Source organism: Bacillus sp. YP1, assembly GCF_000877815.1.
GTDB lineage: Bacteria > Bacillota > Bacilli > Bacillales > Bacillaceae > Bacillus > Bacillus subtilis.
The window spans coordinates 1,920,461-1,942,527 of the sequence record NZ_CP010014.1; the positions used below are offsets into that span (position 1 = coordinate 1,920,461).

General features: G+C 43.6%; 22 protein-coding genes, 1 other RNA gene and 1 riboswitch. Of the genes, 3 read left to right on the top strand and 20 right to left on the bottom strand.

All coding sequences use genetic code 11. The features are described from left to right. Positions 1-25: 25 nt before the first annotated feature. From dynA to kdgR, 11 genes are all read right to left on the bottom strand, one after another. Complete coding sequence (gene dynA / locus QF06_RS09220; RefSeq protein WP_041849950.1) at positions 26-3,607, bottom strand: dynamin GTPase; 3,582 nt, start codon at positions 3,605-3,607, stop codon at positions 26-28. 175 nt (positions 3,608-3,782) lie between these two features. Beyond that, positions 3,783-3,872: a Fur-regulated basic protein FbpC gene (gene fbpC, locus QF06_RS21175; protein WP_100069434.1), complete on the bottom strand. Its 90-nt coding sequence runs from the start codon at positions 3,870-3,872 to the stop codon at positions 3,783-3,785. A 70-nt stretch (positions 3,873-3,942) separates the two neighbouring features. Then, complete coding sequence (bpsB, locus tag QF06_RS09225) at positions 3,943-4,449, bottom strand: alkylpyrone methyltransferase (protein ID WP_004398552.1); 507 nt, start codon at positions 4,447-4,449, stop codon at positions 3,943-3,945. Between the two features lie 3 nt (positions 4,450-4,452). Next, complete coding sequence (gene bpsA, locus QF06_RS09230) at positions 4,453-5,550, bottom strand: type III polyketide synthase BpsA (protein WP_015714140.1); 1,098 nt, start codon at positions 5,548-5,550, stop codon at positions 4,453-4,455. A gap of 72 nt (positions 5,551-5,622) precedes the next feature. After that, on the bottom strand, positions 5,623-6,939 hold the full coding sequence (gene pbuX / locus QF06_RS09235) for a xanthine permease PbuX (RefSeq protein WP_041849951.1): 1,317 nt from the start codon (positions 6,937-6,939) through the stop codon (positions 5,623-5,625). Continuing rightward, positions 6,936-7,520: a xanthine phosphoribosyltransferase gene (xpt, locus tag QF06_RS09240; RefSeq protein ID WP_041849952.1), complete on the bottom strand. Its 585-nt coding sequence runs from the start codon at positions 7,518-7,520 to the stop codon at positions 6,936-6,938. Before xpt ends, pbuX begins: the two co-directional genes overlap by 4 nt. 90 nt (positions 7,521-7,610) lie before the next feature. After that, a riboswitch (purine riboswitch) is annotated at positions 7,611-7,710 on the bottom strand. A 141-nt stretch (positions 7,711-7,851) separates the two neighbouring features. After that, a complete protein-coding gene (gene ypwA / locus QF06_RS09245) occupies positions 7,852-9,357 on the bottom strand; it encodes a carboxypeptidase (protein WP_041849953.1) in 1,506 nt (501 codons plus the stop codon). A 112-nt stretch (positions 9,358-9,469) separates the two neighbouring features. Continuing rightward, complete coding sequence (gene kdgT / locus QF06_RS09250) at positions 9,470-10,462, bottom strand: 2-keto-3-deoxygluconate transporter (RefSeq protein ID WP_015714144.1); 993 nt, start codon at positions 10,460-10,462, stop codon at positions 9,470-9,472. 44 nt (positions 10,463-10,506) lie between these two features. After that, positions 10,507-11,097: a bifunctional 4-hydroxy-2-oxoglutarate aldolase/2-dehydro-3-deoxy-phosphogluconate aldolase gene (gene eda / locus QF06_RS09255; RefSeq protein WP_041849954.1), complete on the bottom strand. Its 591-nt coding sequence runs from the start codon at positions 11,095-11,097 to the stop codon at positions 10,507-10,509. 1 nt (position 11,098) lies between these two features. After that, the gene (kdgK, locus tag QF06_RS09260; protein WP_015251846.1) at positions 11,099-12,073 is read right to left on the bottom strand and encodes a 2-dehydro-3-deoxygluconokinase; all 975 of its coding nucleotides are present in this window, start codon (positions 12,071-12,073) and stop codon (positions 11,099-11,101) included. A 37-nt stretch (positions 12,074-12,110) separates the two neighbouring features. Beyond that, entirely contained in the window at positions 12,111-13,130 is a 1,020-nt protein-coding gene (gene kdgR, locus QF06_RS09265; protein ID WP_015383935.1) for a pectin utilization transcriptional regulator KdgR, read from the bottom strand. Between the two features lie 221 nt (positions 13,131-13,351). Between kdgR and kduI the strand changes: the two genes are divergently transcribed. Together kduI and kduD are read left to right on the top strand one after the other, a co-directional pair. Next, on the top strand, positions 13,352-14,179 hold the full coding sequence (gene kduI / locus QF06_RS09270; protein WP_015251844.1) for a 5-dehydro-4-deoxy-D-glucuronate isomerase: 828 nt from the start codon (positions 13,352-13,354) through the stop codon (positions 14,177-14,179). Position 14,180: 1 nt separating this feature from the next. Then, entirely contained in the window at positions 14,181-14,945 is a 765-nt protein-coding gene (gene kduD, locus QF06_RS09275; protein ID WP_015251843.1) for a 2-dehydro-3-deoxy-D-gluconate 5-dehydrogenase KduD, read from the top strand. A 41-nt stretch (positions 14,946-14,986) separates the two neighbouring features. Here the strand turns inward: kduD and QF06_RS09280 are convergent, their stop codons facing one another. Beyond that, positions 14,987-16,912, bottom strand: a complete 1,926-nt coding sequence (locus QF06_RS09280) for an ATP-dependent DNA helicase (protein ID WP_041849955.1) — start codon at positions 16,910-16,912, stop codon at positions 14,987-14,989. 102 nt (positions 16,913-17,014) lie between these two features. After that, positions 17,015-17,206: a hypothetical protein gene (locus QF06_RS09285; RefSeq protein ID WP_003246090.1), complete on the bottom strand. Its 192-nt coding sequence runs from the start codon at positions 17,204-17,206 to the stop codon at positions 17,015-17,017. Between the two features lie 163 nt (positions 17,207-17,369). Here QF06_RS09285 and QF06_RS21180 point away from each other — a divergent pair, with 163 nt between their 5' ends. Then, complete coding sequence (locus tag QF06_RS21180) at positions 17,370-17,522, top strand: YpzG family protein (protein ID WP_010327933.1); 153 nt, start codon at positions 17,370-17,372, stop codon at positions 17,520-17,522. Positions 17,523-17,574: 52 nt separating this feature from the next. On the opposite strand, the gene QF06_RS09290 is transcribed toward QF06_RS21180, so the two are convergent. The 7 genes from QF06_RS09290 to mrfB form a co-directional block, all read right to left on the bottom strand. Beyond that, on the bottom strand, positions 17,575-18,732 hold the full coding sequence (locus tag QF06_RS09290) for a THUMP domain-containing class I SAM-dependent RNA methyltransferase (RefSeq protein WP_021481520.1): 1,158 nt from the start codon (positions 18,730-18,732) through the stop codon (positions 17,575-17,577). A gap of 100 nt (positions 18,733-18,832) precedes the next feature. After that, positions 18,833-19,213, bottom strand: an RNA gene (gene rnpB, locus QF06_RS21185) — RNase P RNA component class B. A 65-nt stretch (positions 19,214-19,278) separates the two neighbouring features. Continuing rightward, complete coding sequence (gene gpsB, locus QF06_RS09295; protein ID WP_003225629.1) at positions 19,279-19,575, bottom strand: cell division regulator GpsB; 297 nt, start codon at positions 19,573-19,575, stop codon at positions 19,279-19,281. A gap of 75 nt (positions 19,576-19,650) precedes the next feature. Beyond that, positions 19,651-20,196 carry an SLOG family protein gene (locus QF06_RS09300; protein WP_041850190.1) on the bottom strand — a complete coding sequence of 182 codons (546 nt, stop codon included), beginning with the start codon at positions 20,194-20,196 and terminating at the stop codon, positions 19,651-19,653. 88 nt (positions 20,197-20,284) lie between these two features. Continuing rightward, positions 20,285-20,512, bottom strand: a complete 228-nt coding sequence (gene cotD / locus QF06_RS21190) for a spore coat protein CotD (RefSeq protein ID WP_010886551.1) — start codon at positions 20,510-20,512, stop codon at positions 20,285-20,287. 83 nt (positions 20,513-20,595) lie between these two features. Further along, positions 20,596-20,724 (bottom strand): hypothetical protein, encoded by a 129-nt coding sequence (locus tag QF06_RS21790; protein ID WP_003230707.1) that lies wholly within the window; start codon positions 20,722-20,724, stop codon positions 20,596-20,598. 100 nt (positions 20,725-20,824) lie between these two features. Then, complete coding sequence (gene mrfB, locus QF06_RS09305; protein ID WP_043940143.1) at positions 20,825-22,066, bottom strand: metal-dependent exonucleaseMrfB; 1,242 nt, start codon at positions 22,064-22,066, stop codon at positions 20,825-20,827. Position 22,067: the final 1 nt, after the last annotated feature.

Sequence of the window (22,067 nt, forward strand, 5' to 3'; positions counted from 1 at the left end):
ACTTGAAATACAAGCCAACTGAATTTTACATTTTTATTGTATTGTCTGAATTTTTCCAGGAGATGCACGCCTGGTACGCTATTTCAATCTCTTTCGCATGTTCCCCTTCCGCATATCCTCTTAAATATGTCTCTTTTTGATCCGTTATTTGCGCGATTGCTTTTTCGCCCATATCTTCCTGTAAGCGTCTGAGGTGAGCTGTGTAATGAGAAATCAGGCTTTCTTCTTCATTTTTTATCCATGCCTCTGTGATTTTCGTAAGTTTCATCCGTACAGCTTCGATAAAGGCCGATTTTCCTTTCTGCTCAAAAAACTGCTTCGGTGATTTGACCTCTTTTAGTTCCTGCTCGAAAGCACGTTCTTCTATTTCTGGTTCAACTTCCTTCAACTGTATGCCGTTTGAATGCTGATCACCCGCATAAACGGAAAAATAGCCGTCCTCATTTAATGTTTTTTGAAATTGATCCAGCCATTCTTCATTGATATGCCGTTCGATGAAACCGCTCATACGAACATCAAGCGTTTTGATTTCCTGAATATATTCAAATTGATATTCATGTAAGGCTGTTGTCATCGCCTTACTGACGTTCTTTTTCCAATCCCCGTTTTGCAGCCCGGGATGAAATGCCGATTTTAATAAATCATTTGCAAAATATGATAATCGCTGTGTAATGTGATATAGCTGCTCTCTTGTATCTTTTTTTACTTTTTCAATGATGGTTTCTGAGTTCCGCCGTTTCTCGATATCGGCCGCTGTCCGCTCAAATGACAGCATAAGGCGCTGTTTCTGCGCTTCCTTCTCTTCTCGGGACTGATGCTGGGATTGGTGAAGCTGAAAAACAGTTTCGCATAGTTTGTCTGCCTCCGAACTGAGCTGCGCTGCTGACGCTTTTTTTACATCCACTTCGATAAACCGGTCTAAGTGTTTTCTTACTTTCGAGAACTGATTATAAAATGACTCCGGTTTTCCCACCAGTTCCTCCTTACTTGATACGGTAAAGAGCTGCGGCTCATAAACCCCTTCTTTTACAAGCTCTGCGCTGACATAATCGGTCACTGTTTCGAGCTCTGTTTTATCTTTTGCAAGGTCTGCAGCATTAATAATAAAAAACATTTTATCCATGCTGAGCGATTCTTTCACAAGTCCAAGCTTTCGCAAAAATGAACGGTCTCCTTTTGAAAAAGAGTGCTGATAATAAGTCATATAAAAAAATGCATCAGCATCTTTGATATATTGGAATGCCAGTTCTGTATGCCGTTTATTCATGCTGCTCGCGCCGGGTGTATCAACGATCGTAATCCCTTTTTCAGTGAGCGGGCATGTATAGTAGACCGTTACCTCTTTCACAGCACAGGCCGTTGTTTCCTCTGCTACATACGGCTTTAATTCAGATAGCGGAATCGTTAATTTCTTCTGTTCCTGTATATACTGCTGATACTTCTCATATGCAAGCAGGAAATTGCTGATCAATTTCACGTGTTCTTCCTGCAGCCTGTTTTTTTTGACTGCCTTTTCCCACTTCTCTGTGAAGGAACGGCCTGCCGGTTCCTTTGGTATTCCGGTGAGCTGCAAAATTTCAGCCGTTATGTCATCCTCTGTCTTAAACACTACATCCGCTGTTTTGTTTAAGTTGCCATTGATTGGCATTGTGATCTTGTTAATTGTCGCTGTGGTTGGCGTTGGCGAGGATGGCAGCACTCTTTCGCCGACAAGCGCATTGGCAAATGATGACTTCCCCGAGCTGAAGCCTCCAAAAAGAGCGAGTGTAAATTTCCGTTCCTCAAGCCTTTTCACCCTTTCACGAAACGCTGAAGTTTGCTTTAACAACATGCTGCATTCGCCTAAAAGGTCAGACAAAGTGTAAAAGCGTTTGATTTGGTCTTGAAGCGGCATTTCTTGTTCCATTTTGATTTCTGATTTCGGCATCGGCTGCGCCGTCAGCTGGCTTCGGCCTTGTTTCTGCTCTGGAGCCGCCACTCTTGTTTTCTTCGATTTAAACCATTCTGTGTCTATATGCATTGGGCATGCGGACTCTTCTTCCCAAATGGCCCACAGGCGATCGGTTTTCTCTCGGGCATTATTCTCTAAACGCGCCTGTTCTTGAAGAAAGACAAGTTTTTCTGATTCTTGGACGAGCCGGTCGTTAATCGTTTGCACGTCTTTGGAAACACGCTCTTTCACCATAGCGGAGAGCACCTTTATGATGTCTGCGGCTTCTCTTTTCGCCTCTTTCCGGATGAGCTCTGCCAAATCTTTTGTATATTGCAATACATATTCAGAAGAAAAGGCTGCACCATGCTTGACCGCGCGTTCAATGATGCTTATATCAAGCGGTGTGCGATAGGCCTGAATCAGCTTTTCACTTTCAGCGGTATAGACATCAAATGCCTTGGCGAGTTTATGAAGCGTGTCTATCATATGCCAATCCGCTTCGGCCTCTGTTCGTTTAGCCACATCAGAGAAAAAAGCATTCCGCCTTTTATCTCTTTCCTTTACAGTTTTCGCTTTAGAAAAGAAAAAGCCGGTTTTAAAGGAAGGCTCTTGTGATTCTAAAAATGCAGCCGCCAATTCACGCATTTCAAAAGGCGTCAGGTTGGCGTTTTTTAAAATACGATTGATTTCTTCCTGCATCCTCTTCTCTGCCTCAGTCGTTTGTTTTTCGGCCTCATCCAATTGATCACGCAGCGATTGGACCAGTCCAGTTTGGATATTAAGCTGTTCAGCGAAACTCGGAGCGCCTGTTTCGTCTTTCTTCAGCATTTCCGTATGTTCCTTTAGCAGATTACGGACTTTTTGTTCGGTTAAAGCCTGCATATTGCTTTTTGATTGCTGTTCTATTCTTCTTAACTCTTCTCTCAAGGCCCCCATCTGATTGAACGGGTGGTCCGGTTCTGTTACTGACGTAAAATAGAGCGCTTCCTTTGAAATCCCTTCATTGCAAAGCATCTCCTCTACCTGCGCTTGATAGTCTCCAAATTTCGTCTCCGTCTCATCATGGCGGTCAATTTGATTGACGATAAAATACACATTCGGAATGCTTTCTTTTATTGATCTGAGAAACTTTACATTTTCCTCAGAGTGCACGTGATTATAGTGAACGACGTAAAACAGCGCATCCGCTTGGTGAAGAATAGAAGCAGCCGATAGAAAATGCGCATCATCTGTTGAATCTATCCCTGGAGTATCAATATACGCAACCCCGGAATCGATCTCAGTATATCTGTCAAAAATTTCGACGCTTTCAATCTGTTCCCCGTCTTTACAATATTGCTGCACCTTGTCTTTCTGGTAAGCCCCTTCCAGCTCAGCACACGCTCCGTCTGTTGTATGAAGCCGAACTCGCTTTTCCCCGTTTCTGATCACAACAAGGTTAGCGCTTGTCGGAATCGGGCTTGTCGGCAAAATATTCTCCATTAACAGGCAGTTCAGCAGTGACGATTTCCCCGCTGAATAATGCCCGGTAAACGCGATATAAACCTCTTCATCAGCCGCTTTTTTCATGACCGCAGCCAGTTTAGCAGCCCTTTGTTCATCTTGATTCTCAATAAATTGCTTATAAAGTTCCCCGGTTTTATGCAAAAGCTCTTTTCTGTTTTGATCTGTCATAAGTCTGAACCCCTTTGTGCCGTTTCAATTGTGAACCTTTTTCGAAAGATCTGAATTCATTCCCTTTTCATTTTACACAAGAATAAACCAAATTTCTTTAGGAGAATAGAAAAAAGCCGCCATTACGGCAGCTTCTATAAAAGAAAATCTGCAACTTTTACAAGTTCCAGATTCATCAAACAGATTTATTAGAGATTCCTTTTAATACAAAACCAATTAATACACTATATGTACAAACCGCTCCAAGCAAAAACAGCATTGTCATTTGCTTCACCATCCTGATTGAGAATCTTTTTCAAATCCATTTTAACATGGTTGAGAATGATTTTCAATCGCTATTTTACGCTGTATTCCTGTAATGCTTTGTCTTCTGCGCGAATTCTGACGCTTAACAACACGGCATTGAAAATGGAAAACAGACACATGGTGACGTATGCTTGATAAAGCAGCGGAATCAGCAAAATTTCGAGTATAACAACGGCATAGTTTGGATGTTTCATCCATTTATATGGACCTTTTTTTACAAGCTCTACACCTGGAACAACAAGGATTTTCGTATTCCAATATGCCCCTAAGGAACAAAGCGCCCAATACCGTACGATCTGTACGCTTAAAATAACTGCAGCGATACCGAGCCACCAGCTGGACGGCTGTTTATTCATCAGCAGCACCTCGGCAATTAAGGACAGGAAAAAAAGGATATGCATCGTAATGATATACGGATAGTGGCTCTCGCCAAATTCAATTGCTCCTTGCTTCTTTACCTTTTGTTCGTTTTGCCTGGCCACTGCCATTTCTGCTGCTCTTTGAACAATGAGAATGGCGATCAACAACCAAAACATGAGTCAGGCCCCCTTTTCCCAGCTGAATAACAGCAATTCTGATGAGAAACCCGGCCCTAATGCGCCAATCAGTCCTCGTTCAGCTTCCTTTTTATGTCCGTTCTGCAGATGGTCTTTGATCACATACAAGATTGTGGCTGAAGACATATTTCCGTGCTTTTGCAAAATGCTTTGCGCAGATGAAAGCTTTTCTGACGACAGCCCGAGACTTTTGATGTATGCATCGATCACTTTTTTTCCGCCTGGATGCGCCAAAAAAACACTGATATCATGGAATGACAGCTTATGTTTGTCCAAAAAAATCTGTACATTTGTTTTGAGCCATTTTTCCACCAAGGTCGGAATGTCTCGTGAGAAAATGACTTTGAATCCTTGATCGGTAAAGTCCCAGCCCATGACATCTTCTGATTGTTTCATCAAAACAGATTGGGCGTCCATTATCTTCGGCGCAAGCTTCAGCTTTGACATCCTGCGGTCCGCCTTCTCTCCGCATAATAAAGCTGCGGCAATGCCGTCACCAAAAAGCGAGGTGCCGATCAGATTGCTTTTCGTTTTATCTTCCGGCTGGAATGTCAGGCTGCACAGCTCTGCAGCAATGACAAGCACAAAAGCCTCAGGATACGCTTTGCAGTATTCGGCTGCACGCGCAAGTCCGCTGGCTCCTCCTGCACAGCCAAGCCCCCAAATCGGGATCCGCTTCGTATATGGAGAAAACGGAAGTTCATTCATAAGCCGCGCCTCGATACTCGGTGTGGAAAGACCTGTACTGGAGACGAAAAAAACAGCTTCCACTTTCTCATAAGGAATGGCTTCTTGAAAAAATTCCGGATGAGAGAGGCACTCACGAACAGCTGCTCTGCTGTGTTTAAGTGTTTCTTCTATGTATATTTGATTTTTTTCTTCAAAGCTGTGCCCCTCTTTATACCATTCAATCGGCTTAACAAACTGTCTCGAATGGATTTGCCCGTTTTTAAAGGAGGATAACAGCCGGTCAATATCCTTAAAAGAATGCTGAAACATATAGCGGGCGAACTCGGCCGCTTTCTCTTGGTTTACATTATACGCAGGAAGACTTGTTCCAATGGATAAAATAAACGCCATGCGATCACCTCTTTGCATACATTGTGCCGCAACAATCTTTTTTATATGCAAAAAAACTCCGCCGCGGCGGAGTTAGACTGCTGTTTTTTGTTCAGCGAGGTCAGCTTCTTGTTCTGTTTTTTTAGCTTTAGAAAAAACGTTATATACAATATTTAAGACGACTGCAGTAAAGCTGCCCGCCACAATGCCATTCGTTGTAAGCAGCGTTAAGGCACTCGGAAGCTGTTTGAAAATATCCGGCACAACGGTCACACCGAGCCCCAATCCCACTGAGCAAGCAACAATCAGCAGATTTTCCTGTTTCGCAAAATCAATGCGGCTGAGCATTTTAATTCCGTAAGCAATCACCATTCCAAACATCGCCACCATTGCACCGCCCAAAACAGCGGATGGAATAATGGTCGTGAAAGCAGCGATCTTTGGAAACAGCCCAAATGCCATTAGGATCACACCTGTGACCACAATGACGGCATTTTTTTTGATCCCTGTGAGCTGAACAAGCCCGACGTTTTGAGAGAATGCCGTGTAAGGAAAAGCGTTAAAAATACCTCCCAGAAGCACAGCCAGTCCTTCAGCTCGATAGCCTTTAGACAAATCTTTCTCTGTCAAATGGCGGTTTGTCAGGTCACCTAAAGCAAAGTAAACACCAGTTGACTCCACAAGGCTGACAATTGCAACGATGGACATCGTAATGATAGGCGCTGCATGAAAAGACGGCGCGCCGAAGTAAAATGGCTGAATCATTTGAACAACTGCCGCGTCCGAAACATTATCAAATTGAACTTTCCCCATAAAATAAGCGATGAAGGTGCCAATCATAATACCGATCAAAATCGAGACGGACTTGATAAAGCCTTTTGTAAAACGGTACAGAAGCACAATGATACTCAACACGGTAAAAGCAAGAACAAGGTTGGAGAGATCTCCGAAATCTGCACTTCCTTCTCCGCCGGCCATGTTATTCATGGCAACCGGCATCAGTGTAATACCGATAATCGTAACAACAGAGCCTGTCACGACCGGCGGAAAAAACGATACGAGCTTTCCAAAGAAAAATGAAATAAGAATGACAAGAATGCCTGAAGCGATAATGCTGCCGTAAACTGTTGAAACCCCATATTCAGATCCAATCGCAATCATTGGCGATACAGCTGTAAAGGTACATCCAAGCACTACCGGAAGCCCGATCCCAAAAAATCGGTTGCTCCACACTTGCAGAAGTGTAGCCACACCGCACATAAAAATATCAATTGATACTAAGTAAGTCAGCTGCTCGACGGTCAGTCCCATTGCTTTTCCGACAATCAGAGGAACGACAATGGCGCCGGCATACATGGCGAGAACATGCTGAATCCCTAAAGACAGCGTTTTGCCGAATCCATTTCTCATGAATGAACCTCCTGTACGAAGGACACTTTTCCTTCTTCTAAAGACTGAATTCTTGCCAAAGATTCCACTCGGTAGCCCAGTTTTACAAGTTCATCTCTTCCCGGCTGAAATGACTTTTCAATAACAATGCCGATTCCCGCAATAGAAGCTCCCGCTTGCTTCACAATCGACACAAGCCCGTGCGCTGCCTGTCCATTTGCCAAAAAATCATCGATAATCAGCACATGATCCTGTTCCGACAGGTGGGTCCCAGACACTGCGATTTGGCTTTCTGTTCGCTTCGTAAAGGAATAAACAGACGCTGTCAGCAAGTTGTCGGTGAGTGTTAACGATTTATGCTTTCTCGCGAAGACAACTGGCACACCCAGCTTCAAGCCCGTCATTACAGCGGGGGCGATACCTGATGATTCGATTGTCACAATTTTGGTAATACCGTCTTTTGCAAACCTGGACGCAAATTCGTCACCAACTCTCTGCATAAGCAGCGGATCAATTTGGTGATTCAAAAAAGAATCCACTTTCAATACCTGATCAGATAATACGACGCCTTCTTCCTCTATTTTCCGTTTCAGTGCTTCCATCCTGTCTTACCTCCGTTATGAGAATAAAAAAAGCATTGCCCGCTCAAATAAAGAGCAAGCAATGCTGATATCACAAAAAACCGTACACGTGCGGTTCCATTGCTCACCCATAGTCGGACATTTACGGTGCCCGGTAGAAACTTGCGTGCCATATCCACGCGATTATATGAGTGTTCCTATTATATTGTAATAAATTATATCAAGATTCTAATCTCTTGCATAGGCTGAAAATAAAAATTCCCGAACTTTATTTTTGTTTTTTTAGATATCATTCGTATTTCAAAGGAATTCGATATAAAAGAGCCTGACGACTGCGCCGCCAGGCTTTTGATTAAGACAGATAGAGATTTGAATATTTGTTTGATAAATAATCAATTAAATAGCGAACATTCAGCTCTTCTCCTGTTGCATCTTTAATAATGTCTAACGGCTTTTTCCGTTTTCCGTGAATGTGCACCTTTTCCGTCAGCCATTGCTTTATCGGATGGAACTCTCCTCTTTCCAAGAGAGCGTCAAATTCAGGGAGATCCTCAAGCATTTTTTGTTTCAGCTGAGCCGCATACATGTAGCCGAGCGCATAGGATGGGAAGTAGCCGAAATCACCACCTGCCCAATGGACGTCCTGTAAAATCCCCTCTGCGTCGGTCTGCGGTGTAATCCCTAAATAATCCTGGTATTTTTGATTCCAGAGCGACGGCAGATCTTCCACAGACACTTCATTGCTGAAAATCGCTTTTTCAATTTCATAACGGATGATGATATGAAGAGGATACGTTAATTCATCCGCTTCGACCCTGATAAATGAAGGTTTTGATTCATTGATTGCCCGGACAAAATCATCCAGGGAGATGTCCTTGAACTGTTCAGGTGATGCTTCTTGAATCTTCTGATAGTACGGTGTCCAAAAATGCTTGTTGCGGCCGATAAAATTCTCGTAAAATAATGATTGCGATTCATGAATTCCCATTGATGCGCCGTCTGACAAGTTCGTGCCACTGAGTGCTTCATCAATATTTTGCTCGTATATCGCGTGCCCGCACTCATGAATGGTGCCAAAGATCGCCGTCCGGAAATCTTTTTCATCATATCTCGTCGTGACCCGAACGTCTCCCCGGTTCAGCGTAGTTGCAAACGGATGAACGGTTTCATCAAGTCTTCCGCCATCAAAATCGTAGCCAAGCTCCTGTAAAAAATACAGACTGAGCTCTTTTTGCTTTTCTTTCGGGAACGCTTTTGTAATAAAGCTTGTATCTGGTTTATTTTCGGAAGCTGTCACCTGTTTAACAAGAGGGATAATCGCTTCCTTCAGCTCAGCAAACAGCTGATCAAGCACCTTTACCGTGACGCCGGGCTCAAACAAATCAAGCAATGCATCATAAGGATGCTCTTGATATCCCCAATACGTAATAAAACGTTTATTGAATTCAATCAGCTGTTCTAAATAAGGAGAAAACAAGCTGAAATCAGATTTTCCTTTCGCTTCCTCCCACGCTGTTTCTGCCTTTGAACACAGAATCACGTATTCTTTGTATTCAGCCTCAGGGATTTTCTTATTCTCTTCATACTCTTTTTTCGCCAGTTCCACTGCTTTTTTCGTATCTTCCGACAAGTCATCAAATCGTTCATACAGGACATCGATAAGCTCCTTCATTCGATCTGATGTTTGGATATTGAATATATCTGTTGAAAGCTGGCCGATACTTTCGGCACGATCCTCTGAGCCGTTTTTCGGCGCGCCTGTTCTGGAGTCCCAGTGCATTAACGCAACTGCTTCGCTGTAATGTGAGATTCTTTTTAAAAGATCAAAAAATTCTTTTTCATATGTATGTATCTCCATATCCATTCCCTCCCTATTCTAGCCGTTCCATTACAGGCTAATGCAAGGGGGTATGAAAGTCAAATTGTTTGTATAAAAGGCTGCCGGTATGTTTTTATGGCAGCCTTTTTATTCAGTTGATCGTCATTTGATTTTTTGGCGGAGGTGTTCTCCGCTTTTTCTGCTTGATTTTTTTATCTACCCACACTGTTGCCAGCGGGGTTAAGAGCGAGGTGACAATAACGCTTGTCGCGATAATTGCAGTTGCCGACTCAGCAACTGGCGCAAATGAGGCATTCGCTTCCGCTAATGCATATGGCACGGCTACAGCCGCCCCCGCCGTAGAAGAAGCGGCCACTCCCGCGACACCATCTCCCCGCGCAATAAAACGATCAAGCAAAAACAAAGAACTGCCCGATAAAATGACGACAGAAACTCCGATAAAAATGCCGAGCAGCCCTGATTGGATCAGCATTCCAAAATTCAAGGTATTGCCGAGCGAAAAGGCGAAAAATGGAATGATCGCCGGCACAACCTTGCTGAATAAGTCTCTGAGATCATGATCCAGATTTCCAAGTATACATCCAAGTAAAAACGGGATGACTGTCGCTGCCAGCGTTTCCCATGGGAATGCGGCAAGTCCCGTCACACCAAACGTCACCATGGTCATAAAAGGACCAGATTCTGTACTGATAAAGGCGAAAGCGCCCGCATCCTCTTTTCTTCCCATATGGTTCATGAGCGCTAAATACAGTCCGCCGTTCGTTTCATTCATTACCGCGACAATTGCTAAAACAGAAAGGCCTGCAAAAAAGCCGGATTGTATGCCTTCGTCAGGTATAAATTGCGCTGCGATCACGCCGAGCAGCGCCGCAAATCCGATCTTCCCCAATAATAACGTGATTCCTTTTCTTGCGATATAGCCTGAAGAACGAAAATCAATCGTTGCTCCTACGCAAAAGATAAAAACACCCAGTATCGGCAGCGTTCCGGTAATCAAAGCACCCGTAAACCCTCCAAAGAACTCCGCTGTTCCAGGCGCAAACGTGTTGAGCGCCGCTCCAAGAAATAGCGGAATAATCATCATTCCGCCAGGTACCCGTTCAATTGTCGCCTTGATTTTCATATTGTGGATTCTCCCATCCTCCGGTTATGAAAAAACAATTCCACTTACACTTGGAAAACAGCCTGCAAATCCTCTTTTGAACAGCTGCCCAGCTGGCTGCCGACTCCGACGGCGCCAGCTCCGGCTCTAAGCCAATCAGGCACTTCAGACGGATGTATCCCGCCTGTCGGAATAAAGGTCACCTGCGGGAAAGGACCCGCTAAATTTTTCATAAACGGAATGCCAAACACACCGCTTGGGAACAGCTTTAATGTCGTGAACCCGAATGTCAACGCTTCCATAATTTCGCTCGGAGTCAAGACGCCGGGGATATAATGTGTCTTTACAAAAGATAGATGTTCAGCAAGATCAGCTGAAAAACCCGGACTGACAATAAACTGCGCGCCAGCCTCAGCAGCTTCCCCAGCTTGCTGCGCGGTGATGATCGTGCCCGCGCCAATTAAAATATCTTCCCTATTACCGAAGGATTCGATAATATCTGATGCCTCGGGGGTCGTATACGTCACTTCAACTGCACGAATCCCTTTATCTAATAAACTCTCAATCTGCTGACAGGCCTCCTGCTTATCCTTTGAACGAATGACTGCAATCAGCTTTGCTTCTTTCAGACGGTTTTCAACGACTTTGGACTCCATATTAATAATCCCCTTTCTTTTGGTGAACCGTTCTTTGAGCAGATAAAAAAGAAGCTAATTTCTCCCTGGTCGGCAAACCGTCCATATCCCCCGGTGCCTGCACTTGCAAAGCGCCAATCGCATTTCCCCTTTGCACCGCATCCTTGTACGACAAACCGTCTAGGATACCGCTGATTACACCGACTGCAAATCCGTCTCCGGCGCCGACCGTATCAACCACCCGGTCGACCCGGCAGCCTTCTAGAAATCCTTCACTTGTCCCCGTTTTAAAGTAAGCGCCTTCTTTTCCAAGTTTAATAGCAACAAAGCTGGCACCTTTTTTCAAATAATAGTCGGCAATGCCTTCAGGTGTTTTTTCTCCGGTCAATAGCTCTCCCTCTGCGATACCCGGGAAAAACCAGTCTGCAAGCCCAGCCAGATCATTGATTGTGTGTACCATTGTTGCTTGATCAGGCCAAAGCGAAGGTCTTACATTAGGGTCGAATGAAATGGTCTTCCCTGCGTTTCTCATGTCGTTCATGACATGATACGTGAAGTCTTTCATCTCGGCTGATAAAGCAGGCGGAATGCCTGTCACATGCAAATGGCCTGCGCATTGAAAATAATCTCTTGGATATTCAGCTGAAGTTAATGTGCTTGCAGCTGAGTTTTTCCTATAGTAGGTAACTTGCGGGTCGCCTTCTTTCACTTTTGACTTCAGCAGCAGCCCGGTGGGATTTTCGTCCTGCGAGCGGATCACGCGGGACACATCCACTCCCTCTTTTTTAAGCTCTTGTAAAATAAACGTTCCGAGCTGATCATTGCCGACCTTGCTCATCCATCCCATTCGGAATCCGAGTCTGGCAAGGCCGCAGGCGACATTGCTTTCTGCTCCGGCAAGCCCTTTAGAAAAAGTGGATACTTCATGAAGGCCTCCATACTCATTTGCATAAAACATGGCCATTGATTCCCCGAATGTCACCGCATCAAGCTTCATCTCTTCCCAACCTCCTCTTAGTTGAGGGCACCTAGGATTAAAGTGACTTTCTCATAATGACTTTTGCCTCTAATTCAATGGTTTGAGGCGCTCCTTTGTCACCTTCAATCCTTTTTAATACACGTTCCATCGCCGTCCTGCCCATATCATGTGACGGCTGGGCGATCGTTGTAATACCTGGACCGATCAGTTTATACCATTCCGTATCATCGAATCCTGCAATCCCTATATCTTGAGGGATGCGCAGGCCAAGCTCTTCCATACAGCTGATGATTTTCAGCATAATCAAGCCATTCAAAGCCAGAATCGCTTTTTTTTGCTCCGGCATTTCCTTGTGAAAAGAACGAAGCGCCGCCTTAAGCTGCTCCTTGTCCTTTACGTCAATTTCATGCAATCTGACAAGCCCGTTCACATTTTGAACCGAAGCCATTTCCTGATACACAGCTGCTCTTTCTGCACGAGGGCTGATAGAGGAAATCGGTTCGGTAAACAGCGCGACATCAGTATACCCTTTGCTGTACACCTTCTGAAGAATCTCTTTTGTGATCCATCTGTTGTCAGTCGTTACGGTATCCAGTTTCAGATCCGGCAGTTTCCGGTCAATTAAGATTGTTGGAATTTGCTGTTCAGCAAAAGCGCGGAGTACATCCTTGTTTTCCCCTGTTGCGTTTAAAATCAAGCCCTCAACCGAATGGGCTTCTAGCTTTAAGAGCATTTCCCGCTCTTTTTCAGGACTGTTATCTGTGTTGCACACCATAATGCTGTATCCATATTGATCACAAACCTCTTCGACTCCCCTGAAAGCAGCGACTGAAAAAGGATTTGTAATGTCAGCCACAACAAATCCGATTAACTTGCTTTTTTTTATTTTCAAACCTTGTGCCATTTTACTCGGCCGATAATTCAATTCTGCGATTGCCTTTTTAATGTTTTTCACTTTTTCAGGAGAAATCGCGTCAATTTTTCCGTTAATATAGCGGGAAACTGTCGATTTCGAAACTCCTGCACATTCAGCTACATCTTTGATGGTTGTATGGCCTGTTGTTTTCTTTTTCATTCAAGTGCTCCTGTATCTCTTATATTTGAAACCGATTTCAAAACCGTTACAACAAAAGGATACCATAATTTTAGAATTTGGAAAGAGTTTTTTTAATAATGTGTCAATTCATTATTTTTCCGTTGACTCTTTTCACTATTTATCCTAAAATTTTCTTTGAAACCGTTACCAAAATATTTTCATTCAAGTGATGCTGAAATCCTAACCAAGGGGGAAATATAATGGAAAATCGTTATTCTGTACATCCTGAACAAGTAAAACGCTTTACAACAGAGGAGCTTCGCAGTCATTTCTTAATGGATCCTTTATTTACAGAAAACAAACTTACGATGTATTACTCACATGAAGACCGGGTTGTCATCGGCGGAGCGGCTCCAGGGCAAAGTGAACTGAAGCTTGATGCAGGTGATTTTCTAAAAACAGACTTCTTTTTGGAACGGCGTGAAATCGGGATTATTAATGTCGGCCAGCCTGGTGCCGTTAGAGTCGGCGATGATGAATATGTGCTTCAAACAAAGGATTTTCTCTATATCGGAATGGGTAATCAGGATGTATCATTTTCAAGCCTGAACGGTGAAAAAGCGAAGTTTTACTTCGTCTCCGCTTGCGCCCACAAAAGCTATCCGACACAAAAAGCCGCCCTAGCTGAACTGACACCGGACCGCCTTGGTGATGATGCAGCGTCTAATGTCAGAAGTCTGTACAAAGTCATTCATCAGGATGGCATTAAAAGCTGTCAGCTGATGATGGGAATAACGATGTTAGATCAAAACAACAACTGGAATACCATGCCAGCACACGTTCATGACCGTCGGATGGAGGCTTATCTTTATCTGGATCTTGAAAAGGACTCAAAGGTATTTCATTTCATGGGCCAGCCGGACGAAACACGCCATCTTGTTGTTGGAAATGAGCAGGCTGTCCTTTCTCCCGCCTGGTCTATTCATTCTGGCGCAGGAACATCAAACTATAGCTTTGTGTGGGCGATGGCTGGAGAAAATTACACATTTACGGACATGGATCTCGTTCCGATGGATGGGCTGAAATAAGATGGGTTATCTACATGACGCCTTTTCATTAGAAGGAAAAACAGCGCTGGTGACAGGCCCGGGAACAGGGATCGGTCAAGGTATTGCCAAAGCCCTAGCCGGGGCTGGCGCTGATATTATCGGTACATCACATACAAGCAGTCTGTCTGAAACACAGCAGCTTGTGGAACAGGAAGGCCGGATATTTACATCTTTTACATTGGACATGAGCAAGCCGGAAGCGATAAAGGATTCTGCAGCTGACCTGTTTGAAAACAGGCAGATCGACATCCTTGTCAATAATGCCGGCATTATTCATCGGGAAAAAGCGGAAGATTTTTCAGAAGAGAACTGGCAGCACGTACTGAATGTCAATCTAAACAGCCTGTTTATTCTGACACAGCTTGCTGGCAGGCACATGCTGAAAAGAGGTCATGGAAAGATTATTAATATTGCCTCTCTCCTGTCTTTTCAAGGCGGCATCCTTGTTCCGGCTTACACCGCGAGCAAACACGCTGTTGCCGGTTTGACAAAATCATTTGCAAATGAGTGGGCAGCGTCAGGTATTCAGGTCAACGCAATCGCCCCAGGCTATATTTCTACTGCGAATACAAAGCCTATTCGGGATGACGAAAAGCGAAATGAGGACATTTTAAAGAGAATTCCTGCCGGCCGCTGGGGCCAAGCGGATGATATCGGGGGGACTGCAGTCTTTTTGGCATCACGTGCTTCAGATTATGTAAATGGACATATTTTAGCAGTTGATGGCGGCTGGCTATCCCGCTGACAAATAAAAAAAGCTGACGAACGATCGTCAGCTTTTTTCCATTACATCATGTGCGGTTCAACAGGCAAGACCTTTTTGACCTCATCAATGATGCGTTCATTTTCTCCGCCAGCGTAAATGTGAATCGAGCCGCTGTCTTGATTCGAGCGAATCAGGCGCCCGATGCCCTGCCGTACACGTAACAACATATATGGCAGATCAACTTCTTCGAACGGATCTTTTTTCGCTCCGTTGCGCTTCGCTGTAAATACAGGATCGTGTGGCGGGAACGGCAATGACCAAATGGTAACATTCTTCAATGCGTCACCGGGAATGTCGAGTCCTTCCCATAAGTGAACTGAACAAAGTACTGTTTCTTCTTCCTCTTGGAATTTCTCTACTAAGCTGCTGATTTCCTCATCACCTTCGAAGAAAATTGGATACGGCAGCTCCCATGCCGCCGACAGCTCTTTAAACTCGTTTAATTCTTCAAAAGAAGGGAAAAGCACCAGCGTTCTTCCTTTGTATCGTTTGATTGTTTCAATCGTTTCAGCCGTTTTTTGTTCAGCGGCCATATCTGTTTTTGCGTATAAATTAATACTCATTTGCTCGTCATAATCATAAGGGGAATCAACAGTTAATGACAAATAATCATGAATCCCAAGACTGTCGGCAATATAATCAAACGAACCGCCTTCTGACAGCGTAGCAGAAGAGAAGATATAAGGAATTTTCTTAGAAAACACTTTTTCGCCAAGTACTTCTGCTACCGTTCTCGGCATCACGACAAAAGTTGATTCTGCTTCCTTTTTCTCCAGCCAGCTGATTGCATCCTTTTGATATAGAGATAATGAATACGCCATTTGTTCAACGTATTCTTCCACTACTGACAACTCGTATTGATCAATCGTATACATTTCTGACTCAAATACAAGTGCCTCACCGATTTTATCAAGTAAACGGCAAAGCTCGTCCGCCGCCTTTTTGACACGCTGGTCATTTTTTATTTCTAAACGGTGTGAACCGGCTACTTCCTTTGATTCTTCAGAAAGAACATAGAAAAATTCGTCGTTTGCAGCAAGCGCATCTTCAATCAATTCTGCAAACTCTTCTCTGATGTCATTTTGCAGCAATCGTTCTAAAAACAATTCAAGAGTAGACTGCTTCACTCTATAGGTTAGCGCTTTTTGCGCAGCAAACTCTAACAAATGCCCCTCATCAAATACAACTGCACTATGATCAGGCAAGAGCGGCAGCTGGCCCTCTCGTTTGCGTGATTCTTCCGTCCACACATGCTCCATATAAAAATCATGGGAACAAATGATTAAGTCCGTTGACTTGCGGTAGTAATCTCTGGAAAGTGTCAGACCGCATCTGTGTCTCATATCACAAGTCAGACAGTCCTGAAACGAGTCGTAGCTTACGTCAGACCACTCTTCATTCGATAGATTTGCGTACTGCTTACGGTCGCCATACGGATAAAAGCGCTGCATCGCCTGTGACTCGTGGACAAATGACGGTAACGACTCATAAAGATCCAGCCATTTATCATCATCAGAACGCTGCATTGTTTTTTCAAGCTTCTTCAAGCATAAATATTGCTCATGTGATTTTGACAGCCTTGTATCAATTTTCAGATCAAGATGCTCAGCCAGCTTAGAAATATCGCCCTCTTTTTTCACCAGCTGTTCAATTAATGTTTCATCTGCACAAGCGATGATGGCGGGTTTGCCGACATACCTTGCATAGCTGATTGCAAAAAGAAGATAAACCAGCGTTTTCCCCGTTCCCACTCCAGCTTCGGCGAACATGACTTTTTTCTCTTTAAACGCCCGCTCCAGCTGAAAAGCCATAAATACTTGCTCGTCCCGAAGATCAAACCCTTTTTCGGGAAGGATATCGTAAAACACGTCACCAATCCAATTGTTCAATTCTTCATAAAAATTCTTTGTTTTCGTTAAAGAAAAAGGCAAACGTGATGTTGTCACCTAGTTCCAACCCCCAACTATTCGACATTCAGACCACCAATAATATCATTTTCCGCTGATGAATACAATAAAAAAACTTGGCAATGCCAAGTTTTTTGCAGTTTACTTACGATTGATCACATGCGACGATAAAAAAGGATGGTCTGTTGAATAAATATGTTCTACCGCTTTTTCTAAATCAGTTTGCGCATGCGAAATCACAGACGGAGACGAATCAGTCCCGAGCTCCTTCAGCTCGTTTGCTGTTGCGTCAAGCGCCCTTTGAATAAGATTAAAATGTTCGCTGTTCAGCATGAGATCACCTCTGATGGAAATAATCATCATTGTATGCGAACTTTTCATTTTATATACATGCTTTACCGCATGTTATCACCGAAACATGCACAAACTACACTTGATATTCCGTCTCCGGATTATCCGTCTTATCAACAATATTCTATCAGGGAGTGATGTTGAGATGAGTTATAGAAACCGATTAGATCAGCATTCTGAACTGTTTCATCACAATTGGACGCGGCCTAAACGTTCTAAGTCTCAAGTAAACGGTCACACTGAAATGTCCCAAACCAACATTATATTGAGAAGCAACGCGAAAGCTCACCGTTGGTAACGATAGAATAGGGCTGAAAGATGAAAGAAGACGCATGCAGAGCGTCTTCTTTTTATGCGTTTTCTGTTTTCTTTCGCTGCGGCCTTACTTTTGACCAATATTGATAATAATCTGTTTTAATAAACCCGTTAAAGAGCTTTCGTTTCTTCGTTGCTTTTCTGCCATATGCTTCCTCAAAGTTTTCATTTGATGTCAGCATATACACAGACCAAGTATCAAGCGGCTCGAACGCCTTCCCCATTTCTTTGTACATCTGCTCAACGGCTTTTTTCTCGCCGAGACGCTCTCCATATGGCGGGTTGCCGACAATTACGCCAAACTCCAGATTTGTGGTAAAGTCTTTGACCTGCATCTGTTTGAACTGGATTAGATCTCCCAATCCTGCTTCCTCAGCATTTTCTTTTGCGATTTGAACCATGCGGTGGTCTATGTCGCTAGCGAAAATTGTAAGCGGCTGATCATAATTTGCCTTTTCTTCGACTTCAAGCCGCGCTTTGTTCCACAGATCTTTACCGATCCATTCCCAATCCTCTGAAACAAAATCGCGATTGAATCCCGGGGCGATGTTCTGGCCGATTAGCGCCGCTTCTATCGCGATTGTTCCGGAGCCACAGAAAGGATCAACAAATGGGCGGTCCGGCGTCCAATTGGTTAATTGCACCAAAGCGGCAGCAAGTGTTTCTTTAATCGGCGCACCGCCCTGATCGACACGGTATCCTCGTTTGTGAAGGCCTGTCCCTGATGAGTCCAGTGTAATCAAAGCCTGATCTTTCAATAAAGAAATTTCGACTTTATACTCGGCACCTGTTTCTTCAATCCAATCATTGGCTTTGCCGGACTGCAGCTTGAGCTTTTCGACAATTGCTTTTTTGACGATCCGCTGACAGTCGGGAACGCTTGCAAGTGTTGATTTTACCGATTTTCCGATGACAGGGAATTTCCCGTTTTCAGGTATAAATGAGCGCCAGTTAATCGCTTTCGTTTTTTCAAACAGTTCATCAAATGTTTTCGCTTTAAAAGAAGCAACCTGAACCTTTATGCGGTCGGCTGTTCTAAGCCAAAGGTTCGCACGGCAGATGGCAAGTGCATCACCTTCAAAAATAACTTTCCCGTTATCAACCTTGCATTCGTATCCTAAATCTCGTACTTCCTTTGCGACAACAGCTTCAATGCCCATCGGCGCCGTTGCAATTAGTGTATACTTCTTCATCGTATCACCCTGTCTTTTAAAACTTTTCTCTTTTCAAGATAAAAGCTCTCCTTATACGGGAGAGCTTGTTTTCATCATTTTAAATGTAAGTGGTCTAACGTTCTGTAAGCCATGTTTTGTTCCGTCGTACTGCAAACGGCTCATCACCTCGTACTCAGGCGGCAATCATCTATCTACAGAAAGCATTCTGTCCTTCTCTCCGTTGAATTCCGTTAAGAAGGTTCCCCTACCAAAATTTGGGTTTCTCGCTCGAGGGGTTTACCGCGTTCCACTCTCACCATTTCTAGTGAGACTTCGTCACTGTGGCACTTTCAAGGATACTTAGCCATATCCGAAGACGTAGGCTTTTTTCCTGCCGTCAGCCTCTAAAGACTGCCCTAGCTTATGACTTCGCTAGGCACGAACACTACGGGCATCTCAGCACCGTGCGAGCATGGACTTTCCTCTACAGATTCAAGATCTGCAGCGATTACCCGAACGTTAAGAACATGAATTATTATATAACAACTGATTACAATTTACAAGCGCCATTTTTTTCAAGCGTGATCAATCATAAAGCTTGCTGCCAAAAACGTGTTTTTCTAAGTTAGACAGCCGTTTTAAAATATCAAAGTTTGTTGTGTTAGATTGCACAGGCTGTTTTTTGCTTGCTTCTTCAAGCTGTTTTTTCAGCTGCAGATTTTCCTGCTGCAGTTCTTCAATTTCTTGATGGAAGGTTTCATAATCCTTAATAATCATATCTAAAAATTTGTCAACGTCTTCTTGCTTGTAGCCTCTAACGCCTGTTTTAAATTCTTTTTCCAAAATTTCTTTCGCAGAAAGCTTTACTTTATCAGCAAGCATCTTTTTCACCTCGTATCGTGAATCATCACATATATTTTTTCAGAAATCTGTACGGTTGTCAAATTTCTCTTATTGCTATGAGTAGCTGTCTTCCTCTACTGTCACTCTCAAGTCATCCATTGTAATAAAGTAGATGGGATAGCCATCCTTTTCGCGCCTTTTTTCCGCTGTCCCAAGCATATACTTAGGGGAGCCTTCCTTTTCCGGGTCATATAAAAGTAGAAGCCCGTCGGACTTATCAATGAAGAACTGATTTTTTTGTTTGAATTGAAGCGGGCTTTCATAAGGACGGTGAGTCAGGCTTGCTTCATAGTCTGCCTGAGCCAGAACTGCTTCATACTGTTCCTTATTCGGTTCTTTCCAGTTCTTTTCCTGCTCGTAAAATGGTGTGATGACAGCTACCTTTAAGTCAGGGTATTCCTCCTGCAAATCATATGCAGCTTCTGCCGTCCACAGCTCCGCTCCAAGCTGGCCCGAAATTAAAATCCATTCTAATCCTTCATCCAAAAAAGCAATCAGCCGGTTCTTAATGGCTTTTTTTATGTAATACAGCGCCTTGTCATCCTGCTTAAATATCCCGAGTTCAAACGGTTTATAGCCCGTAATTGCCAGTACTTTCATCATTTCACCTGCTTTAAAAAATGGGGCTCCCGTGGGCCCCATTTGTTGTGCTGCATTGTTTACACCATCAAGCTGCACGTTTTCCATACTAGTAGTCGCAGCAAGGTTTTCCTGCTTGAAAATGCTGATGCGTAGCCGGGTCAACATTTGAGAAAGTGTGTGGAAAGTAGTGAACGTGCTGAAAATGCTGGTGGTTTACGTTTGTTGTATGCTGTGGGTGAATGTGCGGCACGATAGTCTTCGAAAACGTATGATGTTCACAGCAATGAGTAGGATGGACAATTGGCGCCATCATATGCGGTCTGCAGTGATGCATGATAAAATCCCCTTTCCATAAACTTTATTACAATACTAAGCTATGAAAAATAAGGGGTACATGTTCTGATGCAAAGACCTATTTTAAAAGTGTGCAATTAAGCTGTCTTTAAAGTTTGAAAATACAAAAGCAATCAAAAATACCACAACAAAGAACAAGTAAAAAACACCCTTATACATACCAACTCTCCCTTTAAAAATAACTAAAGTCATTTTACAGGATTCGCCGCTATTCTACAACAAAATCAATGTGAATTCAGCAAAAAAAATTCATGGCGAAACAAGTCGTCTTTTGCGCTTTCCCGGGGAATATTTAAGAGGAATATTTCCTCTTCAGCCGGGCAATTCTCACATGCAGTTTTTCAGTTTCTTTCTCTGATAAGCATGCCGCCTCGCTAAGCAATTGCTCTGCTATTTGCAATGCTTTTCCGAATTCTTTTTTCTTATGCTCAAAATATTTCGCGAGCTCTATTACAGCAGCGTATCTGCACTTCTGGTTTTGCGAGCGGGACAGCTTTTCCCAAAGCGGCACTGCTTCTTCCAAGCGGTTTTGTTTTTTGTACAGGAGCGATAAATCCAGCCGTGCACTGTCCTTGTCCTCAAACGATTTTTCTATAAGCCTTTCCAACTGCTTGATCGCTTGGTCCGTTTCTTTATGAGCCATAAACCATTTCGCCATAGCATAGGCTTCACTGTGTTCTTTTGGCGCATGTGATTCTGAAAGGATTTTTTTAGACATATGGATGTACAATGAAATGAGTGATAACACATCCATTTCATTATGATGCAGGACACCTTTTAAAAGATCCGGCTCTTGCGCCTTGATAAAATGAAAGTAAAGCATTGGAGCCAAGTAGCCCGGTGTGTCTTCTAGTCTGCGGATGCCGAGCTCCTCTTTTTCAACCGTGCCAAGAGATACGCGGTCCATTTTGTGTTTCCACAGGCGTCTAGCTCCATGCAAAAGATCAAAGTGGCCAAACTCCGGAAGCTTCGGAAGTCTGTCACGGATCAAGGTGTGCCTTGTTTTCACCTGCGGCCAATCAAAGGCTTTGCCGTTGTAGGTCACAAGTGATGTAATGTCAACCTCGCTTAAAAAGCTTTGGTACAAGGCGACTTCGTTCCCCGGTTTGGGCAAAAGATGCTGTTTGACTGTCACTCGGTCTTCATATACTCTCGCATACCCAAGCAAAAAAATGGTATTCCCAGCTCCACCCCCAAGACCGGTTGTTTCTGTATCAAAGAAAAAGAGGTTGTTTTTGTTATACCCTTTTGCTGACAACGTATGCGACAGGCCGCTTTGATTCCACAGTGTGATCACTTCCTCAAGCTCAGAAAAGCTGTATAACCCATGGCGGTGAGAAAGCGGATATTCTACTTCTCTGATGAGGCAATATTCATCTTCGAAGATGAAAGGCTTCATGCCAAAAGCCTCCCACTCTTCTAAAAACGGGATGTCATCAAAGTGGTTTTCTTGTTTGCCTGCTTCTATTTTTTGTTCTCCTTCATTGAGCACCATGTGCTTTTTCATCCGCTGGAGTTTCCCTTTTAATGACATA

What these genes read in the sequence shown, in the direction of transcription:
- QF06_RS09290 (WP_021481520.1), bottom strand. Translation starts at nt 18,732, where the DNA reads ATGAAGAAGTATACACTAATTGCAACGGCGCCGATGGGCATTGAAGCT.
- kduD (WP_015251843.1), top strand. Translation starts at nt 14,181, where the DNA reads ATGGGTTATCTACATGACGCCTTTTCATTAGAAGGAAAAACAGCGCTG.
- pbuX (WP_041849951.1), bottom strand. Translation starts at nt 6,939, where the DNA reads ATGAGAAATGGATTCGGCAAAACGCTGTCTTTAGGGATTCAGCATGTT.
- mrfB (WP_043940143.1), bottom strand. Translation starts at nt 22,066, where the DNA reads ATGTCATTAAAAGGGAAACTCCAGCGGATGAAAAAGCACATGGTGCTC.
- kduI (WP_015251844.1), top strand. Translation starts at nt 13,352, where the DNA reads ATGGAAAATCGTTATTCTGTACATCCTGAACAAGTAAAACGCTTTACA.
- QF06_RS21790 (WP_003230707.1), bottom strand. Translation starts at nt 20,724, where the DNA reads ATGACTTTAGTTATTTTTAAAGGGAGAGTTGGTATGTATAAGGGTGTT.
- dynA (WP_041849950.1), bottom strand. Translation starts at nt 3,607, where the DNA reads ATGACAGATCAAAACAGAAAAGAGCTTTTGCATAAAACCGGGGAACTT.
- gpsB (WP_003225629.1), bottom strand. Translation starts at nt 19,575, where the DNA reads ATGCTTGCTGATAAAGTAAAGCTTTCTGCGAAAGAAATTTTGGAAAAA.
- cotD (WP_010886551.1), bottom strand. Translation starts at nt 20,512, where the DNA reads ATGCATCACTGCAGACCGCATATGATGGCGCCAATTGTCCATCCTACT.
- bpsB (WP_004398552.1), bottom strand. Translation starts at nt 4,449, where the DNA reads ATGTTTTGGTTGTTGATCGCCATTCTCATTGTTCAAAGAGCAGCAGAA.
- QF06_RS09285 (WP_003246090.1), bottom strand. Translation starts at nt 17,206, where the DNA reads ATGCTGAACAGCGAACATTTTAATCTTATTCAAAGGGCGCTTGACGCA.
- kdgT (WP_015714144.1), bottom strand. Translation starts at nt 10,462, where the DNA reads ATGAAAATCAAGGCGACAATTGAACGGGTACCTGGCGGAATGATGATT.
- eda (WP_041849954.1), bottom strand. Translation starts at nt 11,097, where the DNA reads ATGGAGTCCAAAGTCGTTGAAAACCGTCTGAAAGAAGCAAAGCTGATT.
- QF06_RS09300 (WP_041850190.1), bottom strand. Translation starts at nt 20,196, where the DNA reads ATGAAAGTACTGGCAATTACGGGCTATAAACCGTTTGAACTCGGGATA.
- QF06_RS21180 (WP_010327933.1), top strand. Translation starts at nt 17,370, where the DNA reads ATGAGTTATAGAAACCGATTAGATCAGCATTCTGAACTGTTTCATCAC.
- xpt (WP_041849952.1), bottom strand. Translation starts at nt 7,520, where the DNA reads ATGGAAGCACTGAAACGGAAAATAGAGGAAGAAGGCGTCGTATTATCT.
- bpsA (WP_015714140.1), bottom strand. Translation starts at nt 5,550, where the DNA reads ATGGCGTTTATTTTATCCATTGGAACAAGTCTTCCTGCGTATAATGTA.
- fbpC (WP_100069434.1), bottom strand. Translation starts at nt 3,872, where the DNA reads ATGACAATGCTGTTTTTGCTTGGAGCGGTTTGTACATATAGTGTATTA.
- ypwA (WP_041849953.1), bottom strand. Translation starts at nt 9,357, where the DNA reads ATGGAGATACATACATATGAAAAAGAATTTTTTGATCTTTTAAAAAGA.
- kdgR (WP_015383935.1), bottom strand. Translation starts at nt 13,130, where the DNA reads ATGAAAAAGAAAACAACAGGCCATACAACCATCAAAGATGTAGCTGAA.
- kdgK (WP_015251846.1), bottom strand. Translation starts at nt 12,073, where the DNA reads ATGAAGCTTGATGCGGTGACATTCGGGGAATCAATGGCCATGTTTTAT.